We start from the raw sequence: 21,026 nt of genomic DNA on the forward strand, positions 1-21,026 counted from the left end.
GCCCGGCGGATCACCGATCCGCCGGGCCGCCTCATGCCGCCAGGCCGACCAGCACGGAGGTGGCCGAGTCGGGTCCGGCCTGGGTCGGGAAGACCCGGGCCGGGCCGTCGACCTGCACCGTGACCCGATCACCCACCGGGCAGGGCGGACCGCCGTCGAGAATCCGGGCGGTGATCCGGGTGCCGTCGTCCAACCGGAGCCCGATCAACGCGTCATGTCCGTGGAAGTCGTGCCGCAGAACGCTGGCGCTGATTCCGGCCTGACCGGTGGCCAGGCGAATCTGCTCCGGGCGGACCAGCACGGTCACCGGACCCTCGGTCACCGTCCCGGTGACCGGCAGCGCCCCCAGGGCGGTCCGTGCGGTTCCCCGCTCGACGACCGCCGGCAGCAGCACCGCGTCGCCGACGAACCCGGCCACCCAGGCGTCGACCGGCTCCCGGTAGATCGTCGCCGGGGCATCAGCCTGGACCACCCGCCCGTCGCGGAGCACCACCACCTTGTCGGCCACCGACAGGGCCTCGCCCTGGTCGTGGGTGACCAGCACACCGGTCGCACCGTCGGCCCGCAACGCCTCGCGTACGTCGTGCCGCAGTCCCGCCCGCAGACCCGCGTCGAGGGCGCTGAACGGCTCGTCCAGCAGCACCACCGAGGGGCGGGGGGCCAGCGCCCGGGCCACCGCCACCCGCTGCTGCTGCCCGCCGGAGAGCTGATGCGGCATCCGGGAGCCGTACCCGGCCAGCCCGACCAGGGTCAGCACCTCCTCGACCCGGTCGGATCGGCGGGCCGCGCGGTCCAGGCCGTAGCCGACGTTGTCGGCGACACTCAGGTGCGGGAAGAGGGCACCTTCCTGGGGCACCACCGCGATGTGGCGTCGGTGCGCCGGCAGGTGCCGCCCACCGCCGGCCACCCGGTTGCCGTCGATCCGGATCTCCCCGGCGTCGATCCGCTCGAAGCCGGCCAGGCTGCGCAGCAGGGTGGTCTTTCCGCATCCGGAGGGACCGAGTACGGCGGTCAACTGACCGGAGGGCACGCTGACGTCCACCCCGGCCAGCGCGGTGACCCGCCCGTACCGCTTGACCACCCCGCTGAGCACGACCTCGCTCATGCCGGTCCTCCACTGAGTTGATGAATCGTTCGGCTCATGCCCGCTCCTCCTTGTCGAGCAGGCCGCTGCGGGCGACCAGCCACCAGGTGGGCAGGGCGGAGATCGCCACCAGCAGTGCCGCGTAGGGTGCCGCGGCGGCGTAGGCGCCGACCGCGGTGCTGGTCCACAACTCGGTGGCCAGGGTGTCCATCCCGGTGGGCCGCAGCAGCAGGGTGGCGGGCAGTTCCTTCATGCCGGTGAGGAAGACCAGCGCGGCCCCCGCGCCGATACCGGGCAGGGTCAGGGGCAGGGTGACCGTCCGCAGCACCGTCCACGGCCCCCGGCCCAGGGACCGGGCCACCTCCTCCAGCCCGGCGGGGGACTGGGCGGCCGCGCCGGCCACCGCACCGACCGCCAAGGGCAGGAACAGGGTGGCGTACGCGAGAGCCAGCAGCCACCGGGTCTGGTAGAGCGGGAAGGCCACATTGATCCCGAAGAAGATCAGGGAGAGCCCGATCACCACCCCGGGAAGGGCGTGGGCCAGGTAGGCCAGCCGGTCCAGCAGGCTGGTCAGCGGGCCGGGTGCCCGCGCGGTGAGCAACCCCAGGGGCAGCGCCAGCAGCATGGTCAGTGCCGCCCCGGCCAGGGAGACCGTCAGTGAGTTCCCGGCGGCGGCGAGCACCTCGGGCAGGGCGCCGGGGCGGGACACCCCGGCGGCCAACCGCCGCCCGAGGCTGACCGCCGGTACGCCCAGCGCCAGCCCGGCCACCCCGACGAGCACCGCCATGACCGGCCAGCGGGCCGGGCCCAGCGACAGCCGGGATGCCGGCCGGCGGGCGCCGCCGAGCCGGGCGTACCGGGCACCCCGACGACGGGTGGCGGTCTCACCGGCCAGCAGCAGCACCGTGAGCGCCACCAGCACGCTGGAGAGCACCAGCGCTCCGGTCCGGTCGAAGCCCAGGTCGAAGGCGACGAAGATGGCCCGGGTGAAGGTGTCCGCGCGCAGGATGGACACGGCGCCGAAGTCGGAGAGCACGTAGAGCGCGACCAGCAGGGCGCCGGCCGCGGTGGCCGGACGGATCTGCCGCAGGGTGACCGCGGTGAAGGTCTGCCAGCCGCTGCGCCCCAGCGACCGGGACACCTCCTCCTGGGCCGGGTCGGCCCCCCGCAACGCGGCCGCGACCGGCAGCAGTACGTAGGGGTAGGAGCAGAGGGTGAGCACCAGGGCGGCCGGCCAGAAGCCCTCCAGCCGGGGCAGCGCGGAGACCCAGGCGAAGGCGGCGATGTAAGTCGGTACGGCCAGCGGCAGGGCCGCCAGCACGGCGAAGACCCGACGACCGGGCAGGTCGGTGCGGGTGACCAGGAATGCCGTACCCACGCCGAGCAGCACACAGGCCGTGGTGACCACGGCCGCCAGGCCGATGCTGCGCAGGGCGAGCAGGCCCACCCGTTCGGTCCACAACTCCGCGGCGATCCGGTCCCAGCCCGCCTCGGCGGTGCGGACCGCCAGGTAGGCCAGCGGGATCAGGGCGACGGCCACCGCGGCGGTCGAGGCCGCCAGCAGGGTGGGCCGGGGGACCATCCGCCGCACCTGTCCGGATACGCCGGACAGGGCCGACCCGGTGTGGGACGGCCCTGTGACGGTCGGCGGAGCGGTCAGGGGACCAGCCCCGAGTTCTTGATCATGGCGACGGTGGCGTCCAGGGTGTCCAGGTCGTTCAGGTCGATCTGCGGCACCGCCAGGTCGGCCAGCGCGGGCACGAACGCCGGGCCGGGCACGCCGTCGATCACCGGGTACTCGTGGGTCTGCTCGGCGAAGTAGGTCTGGGCTTCGGTGCCGAGCAGGAAGTCCACGAACTTCTGCACGTCCGGGTTGTCGGCCGCGCGCTTGAGCACCCCCACACCGGCGACGTTGACCAGGGCGCCGGTGTCGCCGCCGGGGAAGAAGTGCAGCTTGGCCTTGAGGGCGTCCGGGGTGGTGCCCTGCTCCTTGGCGACCTCGCCGAGGTAGTAGTGGTTGATCAGGCCGACCGGGGTGGCCCCGTTGAGCACGTCCTCAAGGATCTTGCCGTTGCCGTCGCGGATCTGCGGGTCGTTGGCCTTGAGCCCACGCAGGAACTCCTCGGCCTTGGCGTCGTCGTGCTGCACCCGGATGGCGGTGACGAACGCCTGGAACGACGCGTTGGTCGGTGCCACGCCGACCTTGCCCTTCCAGGCCGGCCCGGTGAGGTCGAACACCGAGGCGGGCAACTGGTCGGCCGACACCAGGTCCGGGTTGTACGCCAGCACCCGGGCGCGGGCGCTCACGCCGACCCACTGGCCGTTGCCGGCACGGTAGGTCGCCGGCACCTTGGCCGTGGTGGCCTCCGGCAGGGTGTTGAACATGCCCTGCTTGGCGACCGTGCCGAGGGCCCCGGCGTCCTGAGCGAGGAAGACGTCCGCCGGGGACTTGTCGCCCTCCTCGACCAGTTGGGCCGCAAGCTGCGCGGTGTTCGCGAAGCGGGCGTTGACGGCGATGCCGGTCTGCTCGGTGAACTTGTCCAGCAGCGGCTTGATCAGTTGCTCGTTGCGGCCGCTGTAAACCGTGATCTGCTTGTCGGTCGACTGGCCGGAGCCGTTCGTCGTGTCCTCCTCGCCCGATCCGCAGGCGGCCAGGCCCACGGTGAGCAGGCTGGCGGCAAGCAACGCACTCGCGATGCGGCGGGTGGCAGGCACGGTGAACCCCTTCTCCGGTTGGTTGAGCAGCCGCCCGCTGAGCGAAACGGCCGACGCCGAAGTTAGCACAGCCTAACCTCAGTTCCGAATACTGTCGCTTGCTGCACCGGTTGAGGAGAGGGAAGGTCGGCCTGCTGACGGGGTTCGGCGCGCCTCGGTCATCCGGCGCCGGTGGCCCGGGCCGGTAGGGAAACATGACTGCCATGACCCTCGTACTGCCCATTGACCCGGAGGCGAACCGGCTGCTGGCCCGCGATCCGCTGGCCCTGCTCGTCGGCATGGTGCTGGACCAGCAGGTGTCGATGGAGAAGGCGTTCTCTTCTCCGTACGTGCTGACTCAACGACTCGGCCACGACCTGGACGCCCGGGAGATCGCCGGGTACGACCCGGAGGCCCTGGTGGCGCTCTTCGCCCAGCCGCCGGCCCTGCACCGGTTCCCCAAGGCAATGGCGGCCCGGGTGCAGGAGGTGTGCCGGGCGCTGGTCGAGCACTACGACGGCGACGCCGCCCGGCTCTGGGCCGAGGTGCCGGACGGGGCGCAACTGCTCGCCCGGATCACCGCCCTGCCCGGCTTCGGTCGGCAGAAGGGGCAGATCTTCCTCGCCCTGCTCGGCAAGCGGTTCGGGGTGCAACCGCCCGGCTGGCGGGAGGCGGCGGGCGACTACGGCGACCCGGACGCCTACCGCTCCGTGGCCGATGTCACCGACGCGGAGTCACTGCGGCTGGTCCGTGAGTACAAGCAGCAGATGAAGGCGGCGGCGAAGGCGAAGGCCGCCGGGTAGCTCGTCAGGCGGCGCTGGGCTGGGCCAGCGAGGCGATGGCCCGTCGGACGTCGGCCAGCGAGACCGTGGCGGAGTCGTCCAGATCGGCGAGGCCGGCCTCGATCCACTGCCGCATCAGGGTGGTCACCCCGATGCCCCGGGCGTCGGCCGCTTCCCGGACCCGCTCGTAGGTCTCCAGCGGCAACCTGACCGAGCGGCTGACCATCGGGGTGTCGGTGTCGGGGACAGGTAGCTCCACGGGTCGGCTCTCGTCGATCAACTCGGCGAGTCGCTCGCCGCCGCCGTGGAACTGCTTGGTCGCGTCGTGACGGTCCATCGTCACCGCCTCCTGCTCTCCGGAGATCTTCGTACGGCCTCGTCGTAGCGCTTGGCCTCGACGTCACTCAACTCGCGGGCGGACAGGACGTCCCAGTCGTTGTCGGCCCCGTCGGCCTCGGCCAGCAGCACGGCGATCCGCCGCCCGTGGGCGGTGGTGGCGTAGACCACCATCACGTCGTCGCCGAGGTGGCGGATGACTCGCCGACCGCTGTGCAGCGCCGCCCAGACTTCCCCCGGTGTGACGTCGTAGACCCGCAGGTTGGCCAACGCCTCGTCGGTGAAGCTGAACCGGCTGCCCACGGCGAGAGCGTACCACGCGCGTAACACGGGATCCCGGGGCCGACAATCCTCGTCGGCGGGCCGGTGGCAGTGACAGGATGGGACCAGTCCCCGAGGAGGTAGACGGTGAAGCGTCAGGCGTACCGACCGATCCTCATCACCGACGCCTCGCAAAGCCAGGACGACCAACTGACCACCCGGCAACGGCGCTACATCGCGATGATGGGCGTCCGGGTGGCCTGTCTGATCGTCGGTGCCATCCTGGTCGGCGCCCGCACACCCCTGCTCTGGCTCTGGTTGCCCCTGCTGGCGGTGGGCATGCTGGTCGTCCCCTGGCTGGCGGTGCTGCTGGCCAACGACCGCCCGCCGAAGGAGCGACACCGGCTGGCCAACCGCTTCCGGGCCCGTCGACAGACCGAGGCCCCGGCGATGAGTCTCACCGCCGAGGAACGGCCCCACAAGATCATCGACGGCGAGCCCTGACGGCCGGGTAGCCGGATCTGCCCACCGCCCCCGCGGTACCGGTTCTGCCCGCGGGGGCGGTGTCGTCTGGTTCGCGGGACCGCCCGGCCGGATCAGCCGGCCGGGCGGGCGCCGACCTGGGAGACCGCCGCCGCGCCGAGGCGGGTGGCCCGCTCCAGTGCGGCGTGGGGTGGCGCGTCGGCCAGCCACGCGGTCAGCAGCCCGGCGGCGAAGGCGTCACCGGCTCCGGTCACGTCCACCACCGCCACCCGGCGCGCCGGTATGGCCACGATCGTCGGCTGTCGGTCCACCCAGGTCGCGCCGGCCGCAGCCTGCTTGACCACCACCCGTCGGGCCGAGGCCACCAGGGCCCGCCCCTGCGCCACCGGATCCAGTCCGCCGGCCAACACGGCCGCCTCGTCGGTGTTCACCAGCAGCACATCCACCCCGCGTACCCAGGACAGGAAGGCCACCGCCCCGGCCGCCCGCAGGGGTGCCGCCGAGGCCGCGTCGACGCTTGTGGTCAGGCCCCGCTGACGGGCGAGGGCCAGCGCGTGCAGCCCGGCCGGTCGGGAACCGGGGTCCAGCAGGGCGTACCCGGACAGGTGCAGATGGGTCGCCTCCGGCGCCCCGGCCAGGGCCTGCTCGACATGTTCCGGGGTCAACCGGAGATTCGCCCCGCGCTCGGTGATCATGGTGCGTTCGTCGCCTGCGGCCAGCACGATCACCGTGCCGGTGGAGCATCCGGCGATCCGGGCCACGGCGCAGTCCACCCCGGCGGCGGTCAACTCCGCCACCCGGTCCCGCCCTGCGGCGTCGTCACCGACCGCGGCGACGAGCGTCACCGGAACCCCCTGGGCGGCCAGCCAGGCAGCCGTGTTGGCGGCCTGGCCGCCCCCGGTGAACCGGATCTCCGCCGCCGTGTCCGAGCCGGACGCCAGCGGGCCGGCCAGCATCGCCACCACGTCGGTGATCACGTCACCGACGACCAGGATCCGACCGCCGTGACCGGCCGGACCGGGTCTCGCGGGGTCGGAGGGCACGGCGTCACCCACGGCGGGCGGCGGCGACCGCGATCCGGGCGGCGAGGTCGGCGTTGCGCAGGATGATCCGGACGTTGACCGCCAGGCTCGCGCCCTGGGTGGCGGAGTGGAAGTGGGCCAGCAGGTACGGCGTCACGGCCTTGCCGCTGATCCCGTCGCGCTCCAGCCGGGCCAGCCCCTCGGCGAGGGTACGGTCGTGCAGTTGCGGATCCAGCTGCTCCTCGGTGGGCAGCGGGTTGGCGACGACCAGGCCGCCGTGCTGGACGCCGTGCTGTTCGCGCGCGGCCAGCACCTCGGCGATCAACTCCGGGGAGTCGACGGACCAGTCCAGGTCGAAGCCGCCGTCGGTGATGAAGAAGCCGGGGAAGCGGCGGGTGCGGTAGCCGACGACGGTCACCCCCAGGGTCTCCAGGCGTTCCAGCGTCGCGCCCACGTCGAGGATCGACTTGACCCCGGCGCAGACCACCGCGATCGGGGTGGCGGCCAGGGCCACCAGGTCGGCGGACTCGTCGAAGGTCTGCGCCGCCTCCCGGTGCACCCCGCCGAGCCCACCGGTGGCGAACACCCTGATCCCCGCCGCTGCGGCCAGGGCACTCGTCGCGGCCACCGTGGTGGCGCCGTCCGCGCCGGTGGCCGCGGCCACGGCCAGATCGCGTACGGAGAGCTTGGTCACCCCGTCGGCGGTGGCCAGCCGGGTCAGCTCGGCGTCGTCGAGGCCCACCACCAGCTCACCGGAGACCATGCCGATGGTGGCCGGCACCGCGCCCGCGTCCCGTACCGCCTGCTCGATCTGACGGGCGACCGTCAGATTGTCCGGCCGGGGCAGGCCGTGCGAGACGATGGTGCTTTCCAGGGCGACCACCGGACGGCGTTCGCGCAGCGCCTCGGCCACCTCGGTGCCGTAGCGAAGATGAAAGTTGGTCACGGTTGCCCACCGTACTGCCCAGCGGCGCTGGTCACCCTCAGGTGGACCGGGGCCACGCGGACCTGCAAGACTTGACGGCCGGAGGTGCAGACGTGAGCGCACAGGTCCTTGAGCGTCCGGAACTGAAGGACGCCGACACCGGTCCGGAGATGTTCCACTACGTCCGGAAGGAAAAGATCGCCGAAAGTGCCGTCATGGGCACCTTCGTCGTGGCGTTGTGCGGCGAGACCTTTCCGGTGACGAAGACTCCCAAACCGGGATCGCCGGTCTGCCCGAAGTGCAAGGAGATTTACGACTCGTACAAGGAGTGAGCCTGCTCGGGCGGCGTAACCTGCGGCGGTGACCACCTCCACCGCCCTGCTCCTGGCTGACCTGGCCGGAGTGACGGTCTTCGCCGCCTCGGGTGCCTCCGCGGCGGTGGCCAAGCGGCTCGACCTGTTCGGTGTCGTCTTCGTCGGCTTCGTCGCCGCCCTTGGTGGCGGGATCGTCCGGGATCTGGTGATCGGCGAGGTTCCGCCTCTGGCCTTCGCCGACTGGCGGTACGCGACCACCGCCGCGGTCACCGCCGGGGCGATCTTCTGGCTGCACCCGCAGTTCGCCCGGCTCCGCACCACCGTGCTGGTGCTGGACGCGGCCGGGCTGGGGCTGTTCACCGTCGCCGGCACCCTCAAGGCCCTGGACGCCCAGGTGCCCCCGGTGGGTGCCGGCCTGATCGGCATGATCACCGCCATCGGTGGCGGGCTCTGCCGCGACCTGCTGACCGCCGAGATCCCGGTCGTGCTGCGACGGGAGATCTACGCCGTGGCCGCCCTGGCCGGGGCGATCCTGGTGGTGCTCCTGAACACGCTCGGCCACACCGGGCCGGCCCCACTCACCGCGGCGGCGGTCCTGGTCTTCGGCGTACGCCTGGTGGCCCTGCGGCGGCGCTGGTCGGCGCCGGTGGCGACCTTGCGACCACCGCGCACCGGCGCCCCCGGACCGTCACCGGACTAGCGCGACCCCGTCGCAGGGCGATGGCGCAGCGCACGGACCACCGTGTGGCGTCGAGTGGGGCGCGAGGCCGCTGCTGGTTATGCTGAACCGGCCTTCGCGGCCGTGGTGCGCGGAGGCGTTTTCATGGGGCGACCGACCTGCCCCTCGGCCCGGTCCGTCGGCCTGCGGTCGGGCCATCGTGCGCATCGGAGAGGAGCCAACGCGTGGCAGCCCGGACGCCGGCGCTCGAGACCTTCCCGCCCCTGCGGGCCTGGCAGCGTAAGGCACTGGTGGAGTACCTGCGCCGGCGCAGCGAGGATTTCACCGCGGTCGCCACCCCCGGCGCCGGTAAGACCACCTTCGCCCTGCGGATCGCGGCCGAACTGCTGGCCGACGGCACCGTCGAGGCCGTCACCGTGGTCGCTCCGACCGAGCACCTGAAGACCCAGTGGGCGCAGGCCGCGGCCCGGGTCGGCATCCAACTGGACGCCGCCTTCCGCAACGCCGACCTGCACTCCTCGGCCGACTTCCACGGCGCGGTGGTCACCTACGCACAGGTGGGCATGGCCCCCCAGGTGCATCGACGCCGCACCATGACCCGGCGAACGCTGGTCATCCTGGACGAGATCCACCACGCCGGCGACTCCCGTACCTGGGGCGACGGGGTGAAGGCGTCCTTCGAGCCCGCGGTACGCCGGCTGATGCTGACCGGTACCCCGTTCCGCTCGGATGACAATCCGATCCCCTTCGTCAGCTACGAGCGCGGCGAGGACGGTCTGCTGCGCTCCCGGGCCGACTCGGTCTACGGCTACTCCGACGCCCTGCGCGACGGCGTGGTGCGGCCGGTGCTGTTCCTGGCGTACTCGGGGGAGACCCGGTGGCGCACCAACGCCGGTGAGGAGCTGGCGGCCCGGCTGGGTGAGCCGATGACGCAGGATCTCGTCGCCCAGGCGTGGCGTACCGCCCTGGACCCGGCCGGTGACTGGATGCCGCAGGTGCTGCGGGCCGCCGACGCCCGGCTGAGCGTGCTCCGGGAGGCCGGTATGCCGGACGCCGGTGGACTGATCATCGCCACCGACCAGCAGGCCGCCCGGTCGTACGCCAAGCTCATCGAGCAGGTGACCGGGGAGAAGGCCGCCGTGGTGCTCTCCGACGACGTGGGTGCCTCGGCCCGGATCGCGACCTTCGCGGCCTCTGAGCAACGCTGGCTGGTCGCGGTGCGGATGGTCTCCGAGGGGGTGGACATCCCCCGGCTGGCCGTCGGGGTGTACGCCACCAGCGCCAGCACCCCCCTGTACTTCGCCCAGGCCATCGGGCGGTTCGTTCGGGCTCGTCGGCCGGGGGAGACCGCCTCGGTCTTCCTGCCCAGCGTGCCGCACCTGCTCGGGCTGGCCAGTGAGATGGAGACCGAGCGGGACCACGTACTGGGCAAGCCCAAGGACCGGGAGGGCTTCGACGACGACCTGCTGGAGCGGGCCCAGCGGGACGAGCAGGCCAGCGGCGAGTTGGAGAAGCGCTTCGCCGCCCTGTCCGCCACCGCCGAGCTGGACCAGGTGATCTTCGACGGCGCCTCCTTCGGCACGGCCGCCCAGGCGGGCACCCCGGAGGAGGAGGAGTACCTGGGACTGCCGGGCCTGCTGACCGCGGATCAGGTCGCCGCGCTGCTGTCCAAGCGGCAGGCCGAGCAGTTGGCCGCCCAACGCCGCCGCGCCGCCGAGCGGCAGTCCGAGTCGTCGGCTCCGGTGGCGGCCCCACCGGCCCCGATGAGCGCCGCCCAGCGCCGGGTGGCCCTGCGCCGGCAACTCAACGCCCTGGTCGCCGCCCGCCACCACCGCACCGGTCAACCTCACGGCAAGATCCACGCCGAGCTGCGCCGACTCTGCGGCGGCCCTCCCAGCGCCCAGGCCACCATCGAACAACTAGAAGAACGCATAGCCACCGTCCAAACCCTCTAACCCCTCCACCCCCCAAACCCACCCCCAAACCCATCCCCAAACCCACCCCCAAGCTCGCCGCCCAAGCTCGCCGCCCAAGCTCGCCGCCCAGCTCGTGTTGATCAAGAAGTTTGCGTCAAGAAATCGCTTTCTCGTGACGCAAACTTCTTGATCAACAACGCCAGGGTGCGGGGTGCCGGGTGCGCGGGTGGGGGGTGGGAGCGCGGTGGGGGTGAGTGGGGTGGGGACGAAAGCGGCCGGAGGCATCCAGGGGATGCCTCCGGCCGCTTTATGTCGGGTTGTGGATCCTCAGTTGGCCATCAGGTCGGCGCCGCGCCAGGAGAACTCCGGGTCCGTCGCGAACCGTACGGTGATCTTCACGAGATCCTCGGCGTACTTGTTGGCGTGGTGTCCACAGAACACCAGCTCACTGCCTCCCGCGAGGGTGATCCGGAGCTTGCCGGCAGCATTGCAGCGGTCGCACCGTTCATCGGCGGCCGGGGGGCTCACCGTCTCGGGCGGCGGCGTGAGGGTCGGGGTCATCGCCTTCCTCCTCTGGTCGTCACCGATGAACACTCTCTTCGGTCTTGGTCACCTATCGTGCAACACCCATTCCGGGTCTCGCCTTCCCTGTGTGCCCCCGGGGGACCGAGGTCACACCTGACACCGACAGTGTGCCGGGTACCCAGGGTGTCACGTCAACGATCACATTCGTGCAACCACCTGATCAGCGCCCGGCCTTGACGCCTGGTGATCAAAACGACACGATCGGTTGACGATTGCTGATCAGTCGAGGTAGTCGCGCAACACCTGGGAACGCGACGGGTGTCGCAACTTGGACATGGTCTTGGATTCGATCTGCCGGATGCGTTCGCGGGTCACGCCGTAGACCTGGCCGATCTCGTCCAGGGTGCGCGGCTGCCCGTCGGTCAGGCCGAACCGCAGGCGTACCACACCCGCCTCACGCTCGGACAACGTCTGGAGCACCTGCTGAAGCTGATCCTGGAGCAGCGAGAAGGAGACCGCGTCGACCGCCACCACGGCCTCGGAGTCCTCGATGAAGTCACCGAGCTGGCTGTCGCCCTCGTCGCCGATGGTCTGGTCGAGCGAGATGGGCTCCCGGGCGTACTGCTGGATCTCCAGCACCTTCTCCGGTGTGATGTCCATCTCCTTGGCCAGCTCCTCCGGGGTGGGCTCGCGGCCCAGGTCCTGGAGCAGCTCGCGCTGGATCCGACCCAGCTTGTTGATCACCTCGACCATGTGGACCGGGATGCGGATGGTGCGGGCCTGGTCGGCCATGGCGCGGGTGATGGCCTGTCGGATCCACCAGGTGGCGTAGGTGGAGAACTTGTAGCCCTTGGTGTAGTCGAACTTCTCGACGGCGCGGATGAGGCCGAGGTTGCCTTCCTGGATGAGGTCGAGGAAGGCCATGCCGCGACCGGTGTACCGCTTCGCGAGCGAGACGACCAGCCGGAGGTTGGCCTCCAGCAGGTGGTTCTTCGCCCGCTCACCGTCCCGGGAGATCCAGAGCAGGTCACGCTGCATGTCGCGGGCGAGCTTCTCCTCGCCCTCGTCGGCGGCCCGCAGGCGCTCGGCGGCGTAGAGGCCGGCCTCGATCCGCTTGGCCAGCTCCACCTCCTGCTCCGCGTTGAGCAGCGGAACCTTGCCGATCTGCTTGAGGTACGCCCGGACCGAGTCGGCCGAGGCGGTCAGCTCGGCGTCCCGGCGGGCCTGCTTGAGGGCCTCGGACTCCTCGTCGTCCCACTCGAAGTCGTTGTCGCTGGCGGAACTCGCCGCGTCGGCCTCGGCCGCCTGGGTCAGCTCGGCCGGCTCCTCGACCACCACGTCCTCGATCTCGGCGGCGAGTTCCTCGGGGTCGACGTCGCCCTCGGCGCCCTCGCCCTTGGCCTTACCGGCGGCCTTGGCGGGCTTCACGGCGCTCGCGGCGGCCACGGTCGCCTTGGTGGCCCGGGTCGACTTCTTGGCCGGAGTGGCAGCCTTGGCGGCCACCTCGGCGGCGGTGCCGGGCTTGCGGGAGGTCGCCTTCCGGGGGGCCGGGGCGGTGGCCTCCTCAGCGGCGGGTGCCTGCTTCGGGGCGGCCGGGGCGGGAGGGGCCGCCTTCTTGGTGGTCTTGGCAGTGGTGGCGCGGGACGCCGGGGTCGCGGAGCGGGCGGCGGCAACCCGGCGGCGGGTGCTGGCCGAGCCGTCGACCACCACGGTCACTCCAGCCTCGGAGAGCGCCCGCAGGATCTTCTTGGCCTGGGCCGGAGTCACCTCGGCGGACTCGACGGTGCGCGCGAGCTGGGCCGACGTGAGCTGGCCGCCGGCGCTCTGCGCGTGGGCGATCAGGGTGTCGGTGAGCGAGCGAACGTCGGCGCCGGTCTGGCGGGGTTCTGTCACGAATGACCTTCCGGAGGCGAAGAGCGAGCACGGCCGGATCGTCCGGCGCAGAGTGGTGCACCGTGCCGGGCGATGTGGTTGAGGAACCCCCGTGTCCCCGGTCGACCGATCGTTCGGCCATCCGTGGCGCGTGGGCAGGGGTGAATTGTAACGCCGTCTGCGGCGATCATCCTGCGCCGCACGGCTGAACGACGGCCGAGGCCGCCGATTCGGTGCGCTTGTGGAGTTTGTAAAGATGATACCCGCGTGCGACCCGGACACCCGGCCGTGCGGGAAGGGGACGGATGATGGATCGCCCGGCGGCGCAGGAACTGTTGGAAATCGCGGTCGAGGTGGCCCGGGAGGCCGCCGACACCGCCTCCCGGATGCGCTCCGAGGGGGTCTCGGTCGCCGCGACCAAGAGCACCGTCACCGACGTGGTGACCGCCGCCGACCGGGCCGTCGAGCGCCAGATCAGCGAGGCGCTGCGGCGGCTTCGGCCGGACGACGCCATGTTGGGCGAGGAGTACGGCGCGGCGGCTCCCGGTAGCGTCGCCGCCCAGGTGCGCTGGATCGTGGATCCCATCGACGGCACGGTCAACTACCTGTACGGGCTGGGGCATTCGGCGGTGTCCATCGCCGCCGAGGTCGAAGGCCAGGTGGTGGCCGGTGTGGTGCGCAACATCCACACCGGCGAGGAGTGGACCGCCACCCTCGGCGGCGGGGCCTGGCGGGCCGGCCGGCGGCTGCGTTGCTCCGCCGAGACCGACCTCGGACAGACCCTGGTGATCACCGGATTCGGCTACGACCCGGCCCGTCGGGCCCATCAGGCCCGGGTGGTGGCCGAGTTGATTCCGCAGGTACGGGACATCCGCCGACTCGGCGCCGCCGCCATCGACCTCTGCCTGGTGGCCGAGGGCCGGGCCGACGCGTACTACGAGAAGGGGCTGGCCGTCTGGGACCAGGCGGCCGGGGCGCTGGTCGCCACGGAGGCGGGTCTGCGGGTCGATGGCCTGCGGGGGCGGGCCCCCGGTCCGGACATGGTCGTCGCCGCGCCTGCGGCGCTCTTCACCCCGCTGCACGACCGCCTGGTCGAACTGGACGCCGACGGCGGCCCCTGAGCCCGTACGACCCTCGCCGAACCGGCCCGGGGTCGACCTCGACCCCTCGGTGTCGTCCGGCCGGACGAGTCGGGATCTGACCGTGCGGCCGGTCATGTCGGTCCGTACGGTCAGGGGTGCTGCCCCGGTCACGGGATTCGAGCGGCCCGGTGGCCGAAGTCAGTTGTCGACCGGCAACGGGCAGGAGCCGGGCGGAGCGACCGGGGCACCCAGGTCACCGATGGACTGGTTGACCTCGGTGGTGGTGGCCAACTGCTGGAACTCGTTGCCGAGCACGACGTCGACGACATCGTCCGGGCGCTTGGCGTCGTACTCCAGTTCGGCGTTGCCGAGGAAGTAGGCCCGCAGCAGATGGGCCGATCCGACCCCCTTGGGGCCGTAACGCAGCACCGCGACCTCGTCGATCTGCTTCTTCTCGTTTGCTTCCTTTTCCACCTGGAAGTCGCGGTTGCGGAAGTCGTCGCCGACGCTGGAGGCCAACCCGGGGCGGTCGGTGCCGTTGAACACCCGGATCTTGACATCCTTGTGGTTGCGCAGGGTCACGTCGGCGCGGGGCCAGTCCGCGGGGCATCCCTCGGCGGCACCGGCGTTACTCTGGGTGTCCCGGACCACCGCGATCACGACGAAGACCAGGGCGATCACCGCCAGCATGCCGACGATTACGAGTGCTCGCACTCGCGCAAAACTCATCAGGGCGCTCCCGGACAGTGATGGGTGGCGGCGGACGTCGACGGTCGGGCCGTCTGGTACGCCGCTGAGGTTAACCGCTGTCCGACCGTCGCGTGGAAACAGTCCGACATACCGGCGCGCCACCCGAGAACCGGGTAGTACTACCCCTATCTTCGTGTCGCCTGAGTCACATTGGGAACAACTTCCCGTGCAGGGGCGTACATCTCAGCCACGAGGGCGGTATACATGCCTCGCCTAAAGGGGGGGTAGGGTTCCGCGCTCGCCGGGAGATTCTTCCGGGCGGACCGGCCCGAGCGGTCGTCGGGTCGGGTGGCCGACACTAGCGGTGGCCGGCCAGCGGAACCGAAACAGCGTCGCCCGGCGTTACAACCGGAAGCGACAACATCGAAATGGGAGAGTGAAACCGATGGCCACCGACTACGACGCTCCGCGCCGGGACGAGGTCGACCTCGGCGAGGACAGCCTGGAAGAGCTGAAGGCCCGGCGTGTCGACTCGCAGTCGGGCGCCGTGGACGTCGACGAGGCCGAAGTGGCTGAGAGCTTCGAGTTGCCTGGTGCTGACCTGGCCGACGAGGAGTTGACGGTCAAGGTGCTGCCGATGCAGCAGGACGAGTTCCGCTGTGCTCGCTGCTTCCTCGTGCACCACCGCAGCCAACTGGCGGTCGAACGCAACGGCGAGCTGATCTGCCGCGAGTGCGTCTGACCGACCACCCGACACCACCACCGCACGGCGGCGGCTTCCTCGGGGAGCCGCCGCTGCCCGGCTCGGCGAGCGCCGCGCCGATCGACCTGCTTCACTCGTAAGGGGTGGCCGTCGCGCCGGCGGCCGCCAGTCGGGGAGGTCGGGCAGTGAGGGAACGAACCATCGGCGTACGGCGGTGGCGCGAGTGGGCGTCGACCGGAGCGTCGGCATGAGCGAGTGGAGCGCGGGCATCGACGGCGACGGTGCCGACGAGCTGGGTACGACCGTCGCGGCGTTGACCGCCGACGAGATCGAGCCGGCTCGGCGGCGTCAGTTGCTGGGGCGCCTGGTCCGGCAGGCCCGGGCCCGTGGGGTCGGCGGGCTGTTCAAGCCGAGGACGGCGCTGCGCTGGATGACCGAGGTGGTCGCCGAGATCGCCCCACACGTGCCGATCCGTGACCTGGCCACCCTGCGCCGGCACTTCCCTGACCTGGACGACGAGGCGCTGGCCGATCGGCTGGTACGCAATGCCGCCAGGGCGACCGCCGGTGTCGGTGCGGCCGGCGGGGGCGCCTCGGCGGTCCAGTGGACGGTCACCCCCAGCCTGCTCTCCGCGCCGGTCCTGCTCGCCGCGGAGACCGTGGCCGTGGTGGCCATCGAGTTGAAGCTGACCGGGGAGCTGCACGAGATCTACCGGGCCCCGCTGCCCGCCGCGGGTGCCCAGCGCACCGTCGCGCTGCTTCAGGCCTGGGCCAACCAACGCGGGGTCAACCCGATGGTGCCCGGGGTGGGCATCGGTGCCGTACTCGGCACGGCCGCCCGACGGGAGCTGCGGGACACCCTGCTCAAGCGCTTCGGCCGGAACCTGACCACCCTGGGACCCTTCCTCACCGGTGCGGCCGTGGCGAGCTACCTGAACCGGCGGGCCACCCGCACCCTGGCCGACCAACTCCGCACCGACCTGCGCCGGCAGCGGCGCAGCCTGCCCGACGCCCCACCGGTCCCGCCGGCGCTACCCGGCCCCTGATCGCCGTCACCCGGCCCTGATCGCCGTCACCCGGTCCCATGGCCGTCGTCAGCTGGCACCTGAACGCCGTTACACGGCCTCTGGCCAGGATGTGCTCCGGCGGGATCACGGGGGGGTGTACCGGGGCGCTGGGGCGGTCAGCGGCTGGCGTCGCGGGCGTCCAGCAGGGCCTCGGCCAGGGCGACCGGATGGCGGGTGCTGACCACCCAGAACGGAGTGGGGTCGTTCGGGTCGTCGAGGACCACCTGCACCGCGCTGGAGATCCAGGGCCGCTGGACGACGAAGGCCAGCGGATCGGCCCCGACCCCGAGCACCTCACGGCGCCCGTCGGCGTCCAACGCGATGACCTCGGCGACGAACTGTGCCGGTAGCCGGGCGTCGTCCACCCGGAACTCCCCGTCGGTGACCGCGATCCTGATCCGACCCAGCCAGGTCAGCGCGGCGACGGCGGCGGGCAGCAGCACCACGAAGGGCAACCAGGCGCGTACTCCGGTCGCGCCCATCCACAGCTCCACCGCCAGCAGGCCGGTGGCGGCCAGCCCGGCCAGCCACAACCACCAGGGCAGGCTGAGCCGTTCGGCGTAGGCCCGGGTAGCCGCATCGGTGGGGGAGGGTGACACGCTCACTCATACCAGGGTACGGCGCGTGGCCGCCGGGGTACCGGGCAGGATGGCAGGGTCACCTCCGCGCAGAAGACGAAAGAGGCAACCGTGACCGACGTGGTGCCCGTGCTGGTCCGCCAGCTCGACCCCGAGCTGCCGCTGCCGGCGTACGCCCATCCCGGCGACGCCGGTGCCGACCTGGTGGCGGCTGCGGACGTCGAGTTGCCACCCGGCGGTCGGGTCCTGGTGCCCACCGGCGTGGCGATCGCACTGCCCGAGGGGTACGTGGGCCTGGTTCATCCCCGTTCGGGGCTGGCGGCCAGACTCGGCGTGACCGTGCTCAACGCGCCCGGTACGGTCGACGCCGGCTACCGGGGTGAGATCCTGGTCAACCTGATCAACCATGATCGGGCTGTGCCAGTGAAGATCTCCCGGGGCGACCGGATCGCGCAACTCGTTGTGCAACGGGTGGAACGGGCGGCCTTCCAACCGGTGGCCGAGCTGCCCGAGTCCGGACGCGGAGGCGGCGGGCACGGGTCCACCGGCGGACACGTCGCTCTGGTGCCGCCACCGGCGGCCGACGGCGCGGACGGAGGAGAGGGCACGGTGAGTGTGAACAGCGGAAGGTGGACACAGTGATCTTCTCGCGGAAGCGGGCCACGGGGCGGCACGCCAGTGACGAGCGGACCGTCGAGGCGTCGGAGACCGTCGAGGCGGCCCCGCCACGCGGGCCGTACGACGTCACCGAGGCCCCTGTCGGGGTGCAGCGGCTGGACCTGGGCAGCCTCCAGATCCCGGCGGTGCCCGACGTGGAGGTGCGGGTGCAGGCCGACCCGCAGGGCGTGGTTCAGCAGGTCGTCCTGGTACACGGGCAGAGTGCCCTGCAACTCGGGGTCTTCGCCGCTCCCCGCAGCGAGGGCATCTGGGATGAGGTGCGTGAGGAGATCCGGCAGTCGCTGTTCAACGACGGCGCCGCCGCCCAGGAGGTGACCGGCGAGTACGGCACCGAGCTGCGGGCCCGGGTGCGCACCGAGGACGGCCTGACCGATCTGCGGTTCGTCGGGGTCGACGGGCCCCGCTGGATGGTCCGCGCGGTCTACCAGGGCGAGGCGGCGACCAACCCGGACGCGGCCGGGGCCCTGGCCCGGTGCATGGAGGGGCTGGTAGTCGACCGCGGCATCGAGGCCAAGCCGGTACGCGAGCCGCTGCCGCTGCGACTGCCGCGCGAGGCGGGCGAGGCGGCTGAGCAGGCCGCGGCCTCGGAAGGCGCACCGGCGCCCGGCGCGAACTGAGGCGGATCCGCCCGGCGGGCGCGCGATCGTCAGCACCGGGAGGGCCTCACGTCGGCGTACGCTGGCGAGGGGCCCTCCCGGTCTGCTGCGGGAGCGGCCGGGGTCGGTGTGGGCCGGCCGGTCCGGAAAGGGTGACGCGGAGTTCATGACCACGCAGGAGGGGCAGGGTTCGCTGCGGCGGATGCTGCGCCGGCTCACCGCCAGTGAGGCCGAGATCGAGGCCCAGCTGTTGCGGCAGGAGAGTGCCCGCTGCGGCGGGGTGCCGGTGACCCAGTGCGTACGAGGTCAGCTGGTCTCCGTCGCCGGGCGGCTGCGTACGGTCGTCTACACCCCCCGGACCAACCAGCCGGCGCTGGAGGCGGACCTCTACGACGGCAGCGACGTCGTCACCCTGGTCTGGCTGGGCCGACGGCACATCACCGGGATCGAGCCGGGACGACACCTGACCGCGCGGGGCCGGGTCGCGCTGCGAGACGACCGCAAGGTGATCTACAACCCGTATTACGAGTTGGAGCCGTCGACGTGACGTTCGTGACCCGGAGGATGAGAGACTGTCCGGAAACCCCGGCACGACAGCCACGATTCTGCCGGAAAGGCGGGCGATGACCACCGGACAGCAACCGGCCACCCAAGCGACCAGCGGAGCCGACGACGAGGAGCGGCTGCCCACCGTCGCCGAGCAGATGGCCGACCAGCTCGGCGGCTGGCGAGGGCTGGTCGAGTCCAGCATCCCGGTCGTGGTCTTCGTGGTGGTCAACGTCGTCGGTTCGCTGCGACCCGCGGTGATCGCCTCGGTCGGTGTGGCGGTGCTCATCGGTGGGCTGCGGCTGGCGCAGCGCAAGCCGGTACGGCACGCCGTCAACGGGCTGTTCGGCATCGGTATCGGCGCCGCGATCGCCTGGCGGACCGGTGAGGCCCGGGACTTCTACCTGCCCGGCATCCTCTACGGCATCGGCTACGGGCTGGCCCTGCTGGTCTCCGCCGCGATCCGTCAGCCCCTGGTCGGTTGGCTCTGGTCGGTGCTGGTGGCCAAGGGCAGCTCCACCTGGCGGGAGGACCCGAAGCTGGTCCGGACCTTCACCGGGCTGACCGTGCTCTGGGGGGTGGTGTGGCTGGCCAAGGTCGGCGTGCAGGCCGCGCTCTACCTCGCCGAACAGGACACCGCCCTCGGTGTGGCCCGACTGGCGTTGGGCTACCCGCCGTACGTGATGCTGCTGTTGATCACGGTCTGGACGGTACGCCGGGTCACCCGGCAGGCCGAGCCGGCGCCGCTGGCCGGTAGCTGACCGACGCGGCGGCACCCTCACCGCGACTCGCGGGTGCGTTCGACGCTGTCCGGGCCGAGTATCACCGCGCGTACCGCGTCCTCCATCTCGGCCGTGCAGACGAAGATCAGCTCGTCGCCGACCTCGATCGGATCGTCCGGGCTGGGCACCAGCACCCGCTTGCCGCGCAGGATCGCCACCAGGGCGGCATCGCGGGGCAGCGGCACCGCACGCAACGGTTGACCGACATGCGGTGCGGTCGGCGGCAGGGTGATCTCGACCAGGTTGGCCTCGCCCTGGCGGAAGGTCATCAGCCGTACCAGGTCGCCCACCGTCACCGCCTCCTCGACCAGGGCGGCCATCACCCGGGGCTTGCTGACCGCGACGTCCACCCCCCACTGCTCGGTGAACAACCACTCGTTCTCGGCCCGGTTTATCCGGGCGACCACCCGGGGGACCGCGAACTCGGTCTTGGCCAGCAGCGAGACCACGAGGTTGGCCTTGTCGTCACCGGTCGCCGCGACCACCACGTCGCAGCCGGCCAGGTCGGCCTCCTCCAGGCTGGTCAGCTCGCAGGCGTCCGCGAGCACCCAGCGGGCCTGCGGCACCCGCTCGGGCCGCAGCATCCGGGGCTGCCGCTCGATCAGCATCACCTGGTGGCCGTTCTCGATCAACTCCTGGGCGATGGAGCGGCCCACGTTGCCGGCACCCGCGATGGCGACTCGCATGATCACTGCCCTCCGTCCGGGGCCGCCGCGATCTCGGTGACCGCGGCCACCATGTCGTCGGTGACCAGCATGAAGATCTGATCACCCTCCTGCACCACGCTGGAGGCGGTGGGCAGGGTGCCGATGCCGAACCGCAGCAGGTAGGCCACCCGGGCCCCGGTGGCCTGTTCCAGGCGCTGCACCCGGTGCCCGATCCAGTCCTTGTGCACCGGCACCTCGATGATCGACACGGTGCTGGTCGGGTCGCGGAAGATCTCCACGTTGCCCTCCGGCAGCAGGTGTCGCAGCATCCGGTCGGCGGTCCAGCGCACGGTCGCCACGGTGGGGATGCCGAGTCGCTCGTAGACCTGCGCCCGCCGCTGGTCGTAGATGCGGGCCGCCACCCGGGACACCCCGAAGGTCTCCCGGGCCAACCGCGCCGAGATGATGTTGGAGTTGTCCCCGCTGGAGACGGCGGCGAAGGCGTCCGCCCGCTCGATGCCGGCCTGGCGCAGCACCTCACCGTCGAATCCCGCCCCGGTGACGGTGGTGCCGGCGAAGTCGGACCCCAGTCGGCGGAAGGCGTCGGCGTCCTGGTCGATCACCGCCACCGAGTGCCCGCGGGACTGGAGGCTCTGCGCCAGGGTCGACCCGACCCGGCCACACCCCATGATCACGATATGCACGCCGCCCTCCCAAGGTGCGCCCGTCACCGCGAGCCTGCCACGTCATGACGCCAGGCGGACA

Annotated in this window: 25 protein-coding genes; 12 read left to right on the top strand and 13 right to left on the bottom strand. The window is 71.8% G+C overall.

Going from position 1 to position 21,026, the window contains the following annotated elements:
* Positions 1-31: 31 nt before the first annotated feature.
* From ACLQ2T_RS07245 to ACLQ2T_RS07255, 3 genes are all read right to left on the bottom strand, one after another.
* Positions 32-1,105, bottom strand: a complete 1,074-nt coding sequence (locus ACLQ2T_RS07245; protein ID WP_425765189.1) for an ABC transporter ATP-binding protein — start codon at positions 1,103-1,105, stop codon at positions 32-34.
* 34 nt (positions 1,106-1,139) lie between these two features.
* Complete coding sequence (locus tag ACLQ2T_RS07250; RefSeq protein ID WP_425765190.1) at positions 1,140-2,675, bottom strand: ABC transporter permease; 1,536 nt, start codon at positions 2,673-2,675, stop codon at positions 1,140-1,142.
* A 65-nt stretch (positions 2,676-2,740) separates the two neighbouring features.
* Positions 2,741-3,799 (bottom strand): iron ABC transporter substrate-binding protein, encoded by a 1,059-nt coding sequence (locus tag ACLQ2T_RS07255; protein WP_425765244.1) that lies wholly within the window; start codon positions 3,797-3,799, stop codon positions 2,741-2,743.
* A 203-nt stretch (positions 3,800-4,002) separates the two neighbouring features.
* Between ACLQ2T_RS07255 and ACLQ2T_RS07260 the strand changes: the two genes are divergently transcribed.
* Positions 4,003-4,581, top strand: a complete 579-nt coding sequence (locus ACLQ2T_RS07260) for an HhH-GPD-type base excision DNA repair protein (RefSeq protein ID WP_425765191.1) — start codon at positions 4,003-4,005, stop codon at positions 4,579-4,581.
* Between the two features lie 4 nt (positions 4,582-4,585).
* Here the strand turns inward: ACLQ2T_RS07260 and ACLQ2T_RS07265 are convergent, their stop codons facing one another.
* Together ACLQ2T_RS07265 and ACLQ2T_RS07270 are read right to left on the bottom strand one after the other, a co-directional pair.
* Positions 4,586-4,897 (bottom strand): hypothetical protein, encoded by a 312-nt coding sequence (locus tag ACLQ2T_RS07265; protein ID WP_425765192.1) that lies wholly within the window; start codon positions 4,895-4,897, stop codon positions 4,586-4,588.
* Positions 4,898-4,899: 2 nt separating this feature from the next.
* Positions 4,900-5,199, bottom strand: coding sequence for a hypothetical protein (locus tag ACLQ2T_RS07270; RefSeq protein ID WP_425765193.1), 300 nt, complete (start codon positions 5,197-5,199; stop codon positions 4,900-4,902).
* Between the two features lie 105 nt (positions 5,200-5,304).
* On the opposite strand from ACLQ2T_RS07270, the gene ACLQ2T_RS07275 reads away from it, so the two are divergent.
* Positions 5,305-5,661 (top strand): DUF3099 domain-containing protein, encoded by a 357-nt coding sequence (locus tag ACLQ2T_RS07275; RefSeq protein ID WP_425765194.1) that lies wholly within the window; start codon positions 5,305-5,307, stop codon positions 5,659-5,661.
* A gap of 92 nt (positions 5,662-5,753) precedes the next feature.
* Here ACLQ2T_RS07275 and ACLQ2T_RS07280 read toward each other — a convergent pair whose 3' ends face one another.
* Together ACLQ2T_RS07280 and ACLQ2T_RS07285 are read right to left on the bottom strand one after the other, a co-directional pair.
* The gene (locus ACLQ2T_RS07280) at positions 5,754-6,683 is read right to left on the bottom strand and encodes a carbohydrate kinase family protein (RefSeq protein WP_425765195.1); all 930 of its coding nucleotides are present in this window, start codon (positions 6,681-6,683) and stop codon (positions 5,754-5,756) included.
* Positions 6,684-6,687: 4 nt separating this feature from the next.
* A complete protein-coding gene (locus ACLQ2T_RS07285) occupies positions 6,688-7,608 on the bottom strand; it encodes a pseudouridine-5'-phosphate glycosidase (RefSeq protein ID WP_425765196.1) in 921 nt (306 codons plus the stop codon).
* A gap of 92 nt (positions 7,609-7,700) precedes the next feature.
* Between ACLQ2T_RS07285 and ACLQ2T_RS07290 the strand changes: the two genes are divergently transcribed.
* The 3 genes from ACLQ2T_RS07290 (at position 7,701) to ACLQ2T_RS07300 (ending at position 10,535) form a co-directional block, all read left to right on the top strand.
* Positions 7,701-7,919 carry a DUF3039 domain-containing protein gene (locus ACLQ2T_RS07290; RefSeq protein ID WP_425765197.1) on the top strand — a complete coding sequence of 73 codons (219 nt, stop codon included), beginning with the start codon at positions 7,701-7,703 and terminating at the stop codon, positions 7,917-7,919.
* A gap of 28 nt (positions 7,920-7,947) precedes the next feature.
* Entirely contained in the window at positions 7,948-8,601 is a 654-nt protein-coding gene (locus ACLQ2T_RS07295; RefSeq protein WP_425765198.1) for a trimeric intracellular cation channel family protein, read from the top strand.
* Positions 8,602-8,804: 203 nt separating this feature from the next.
* Complete coding sequence (locus ACLQ2T_RS07300) at positions 8,805-10,535, top strand: DEAD/DEAH box helicase (protein WP_425765199.1); 1,731 nt, start codon at positions 8,805-8,807, stop codon at positions 10,533-10,535.
* A gap of 288 nt (positions 10,536-10,823) precedes the next feature.
* Here the strand turns inward: ACLQ2T_RS07300 and ACLQ2T_RS07305 are convergent, their stop codons facing one another.
* Positions 10,824-11,057, bottom strand: coding sequence for a DUF7455 domain-containing protein (locus ACLQ2T_RS07305; RefSeq protein ID WP_091672175.1), 234 nt, complete (start codon positions 11,055-11,057; stop codon positions 10,824-10,826).
* Positions 11,058-11,300: 243 nt separating this feature from the next.
* Positions 11,301-12,914 carry an RNA polymerase sigma factor gene (locus ACLQ2T_RS07310; RefSeq protein WP_425765200.1) on the bottom strand — a complete coding sequence of 538 codons (1,614 nt, stop codon included), beginning with the start codon at positions 12,912-12,914 and terminating at the stop codon, positions 11,301-11,303.
* A gap of 284 nt (positions 12,915-13,198) precedes the next feature.
* Here ACLQ2T_RS07310 and ACLQ2T_RS07315 point away from each other — a divergent pair, with 284 nt between their 5' ends.
* Positions 13,199-14,014 (top strand): inositol monophosphatase family protein, encoded by an 816-nt coding sequence (locus ACLQ2T_RS07315; protein ID WP_425765201.1) that lies wholly within the window; start codon positions 13,199-13,201, stop codon positions 14,012-14,014.
* A 159-nt stretch (positions 14,015-14,173) separates the two neighbouring features.
* Here the strand turns inward: ACLQ2T_RS07315 and ACLQ2T_RS07320 are convergent, their stop codons facing one another.
* A complete protein-coding gene (locus ACLQ2T_RS07320; protein WP_425765202.1) occupies positions 14,174-14,689 on the bottom strand; it encodes a LytR C-terminal domain-containing protein in 516 nt (171 codons plus the stop codon).
* A gap of 421 nt (positions 14,690-15,110) precedes the next feature.
* On the opposite strand from ACLQ2T_RS07320, the gene ACLQ2T_RS07325 reads away from it, so the two are divergent.
* A complete protein-coding gene (locus ACLQ2T_RS07325; protein ID WP_007075406.1) occupies positions 15,111-15,407 on the top strand; it encodes a DUF4193 domain-containing protein in 297 nt (98 codons plus the stop codon).
* A gap of 208 nt (positions 15,408-15,615) precedes the next feature.
* Complete coding sequence (locus tag ACLQ2T_RS07330; RefSeq protein ID WP_425765203.1) at positions 15,616-16,413, top strand: hypothetical protein; 798 nt, start codon at positions 15,616-15,618, stop codon at positions 16,411-16,413.
* 137 nt (positions 16,414-16,550) lie between these two features.
* Here the strand turns inward: ACLQ2T_RS07330 and ACLQ2T_RS07335 are convergent, their stop codons facing one another.
* A complete protein-coding gene (locus ACLQ2T_RS07335) occupies positions 16,551-17,039 on the bottom strand; it encodes a DUF3093 domain-containing protein (protein ID WP_425765204.1) in 489 nt (162 codons plus the stop codon).
* 84 nt (positions 17,040-17,123) lie between these two features.
* Between ACLQ2T_RS07335 and dut the strand changes: the two genes are divergently transcribed.
* From dut to ACLQ2T_RS07355, 4 genes are all read left to right on the top strand, one after another.
* Positions 17,124-17,654 (top strand): dUTP diphosphatase, encoded by a 531-nt coding sequence (gene dut / locus ACLQ2T_RS07340; protein WP_425765205.1) that lies wholly within the window; start codon positions 17,124-17,126, stop codon positions 17,652-17,654.
* Positions 17,651-18,307: a DUF3710 domain-containing protein gene (locus ACLQ2T_RS07345; RefSeq protein WP_425765206.1), complete on the top strand. Its 657-nt coding sequence runs from the start codon at positions 17,651-17,653 to the stop codon at positions 18,305-18,307. The genes dut and ACLQ2T_RS07345 overlap by 4 nt, the downstream gene beginning before the upstream one ends.
* 145 nt (positions 18,308-18,452) lie before the next feature.
* The gene (locus ACLQ2T_RS07350; protein WP_425765207.1) at positions 18,453-18,833 is read left to right on the top strand and encodes an OB-fold nucleic acid binding domain-containing protein; all 381 of its coding nucleotides are present in this window, start codon (positions 18,453-18,455) and stop codon (positions 18,831-18,833) included.
* A gap of 76 nt (positions 18,834-18,909) precedes the next feature.
* A complete protein-coding gene (locus tag ACLQ2T_RS07355; protein ID WP_425765208.1) occupies positions 18,910-19,593 on the top strand; it encodes a DUF3159 domain-containing protein in 684 nt (227 codons plus the stop codon).
* Between the two features lie 17 nt (positions 19,594-19,610).
* Here the strand turns inward: ACLQ2T_RS07355 and ACLQ2T_RS07360 are convergent, their stop codons facing one another.
* Both ACLQ2T_RS07360 and ACLQ2T_RS07365 read right to left on the bottom strand, forming a co-directional pair.
* Positions 19,611-20,300, bottom strand: a complete 690-nt coding sequence (locus ACLQ2T_RS07360) for a potassium channel family protein (protein ID WP_425765209.1) — start codon at positions 20,298-20,300, stop codon at positions 19,611-19,613.
* A 2-nt stretch (positions 20,301-20,302) separates the two neighbouring features.
* Entirely contained in the window at positions 20,303-20,965 is a 663-nt protein-coding gene (locus tag ACLQ2T_RS07365) for a potassium channel family protein (protein ID WP_425765210.1), read from the bottom strand.
* Positions 20,966-21,026 lie beyond the last annotated feature (61 nt).

Source organism: Micromonospora sp. DT229 (assembly GCF_049844505.1).
Classification (GTDB): domain Bacteria; phylum Actinomycetota; class Actinomycetes; order Mycobacteriales; family Micromonosporaceae; genus Micromonospora.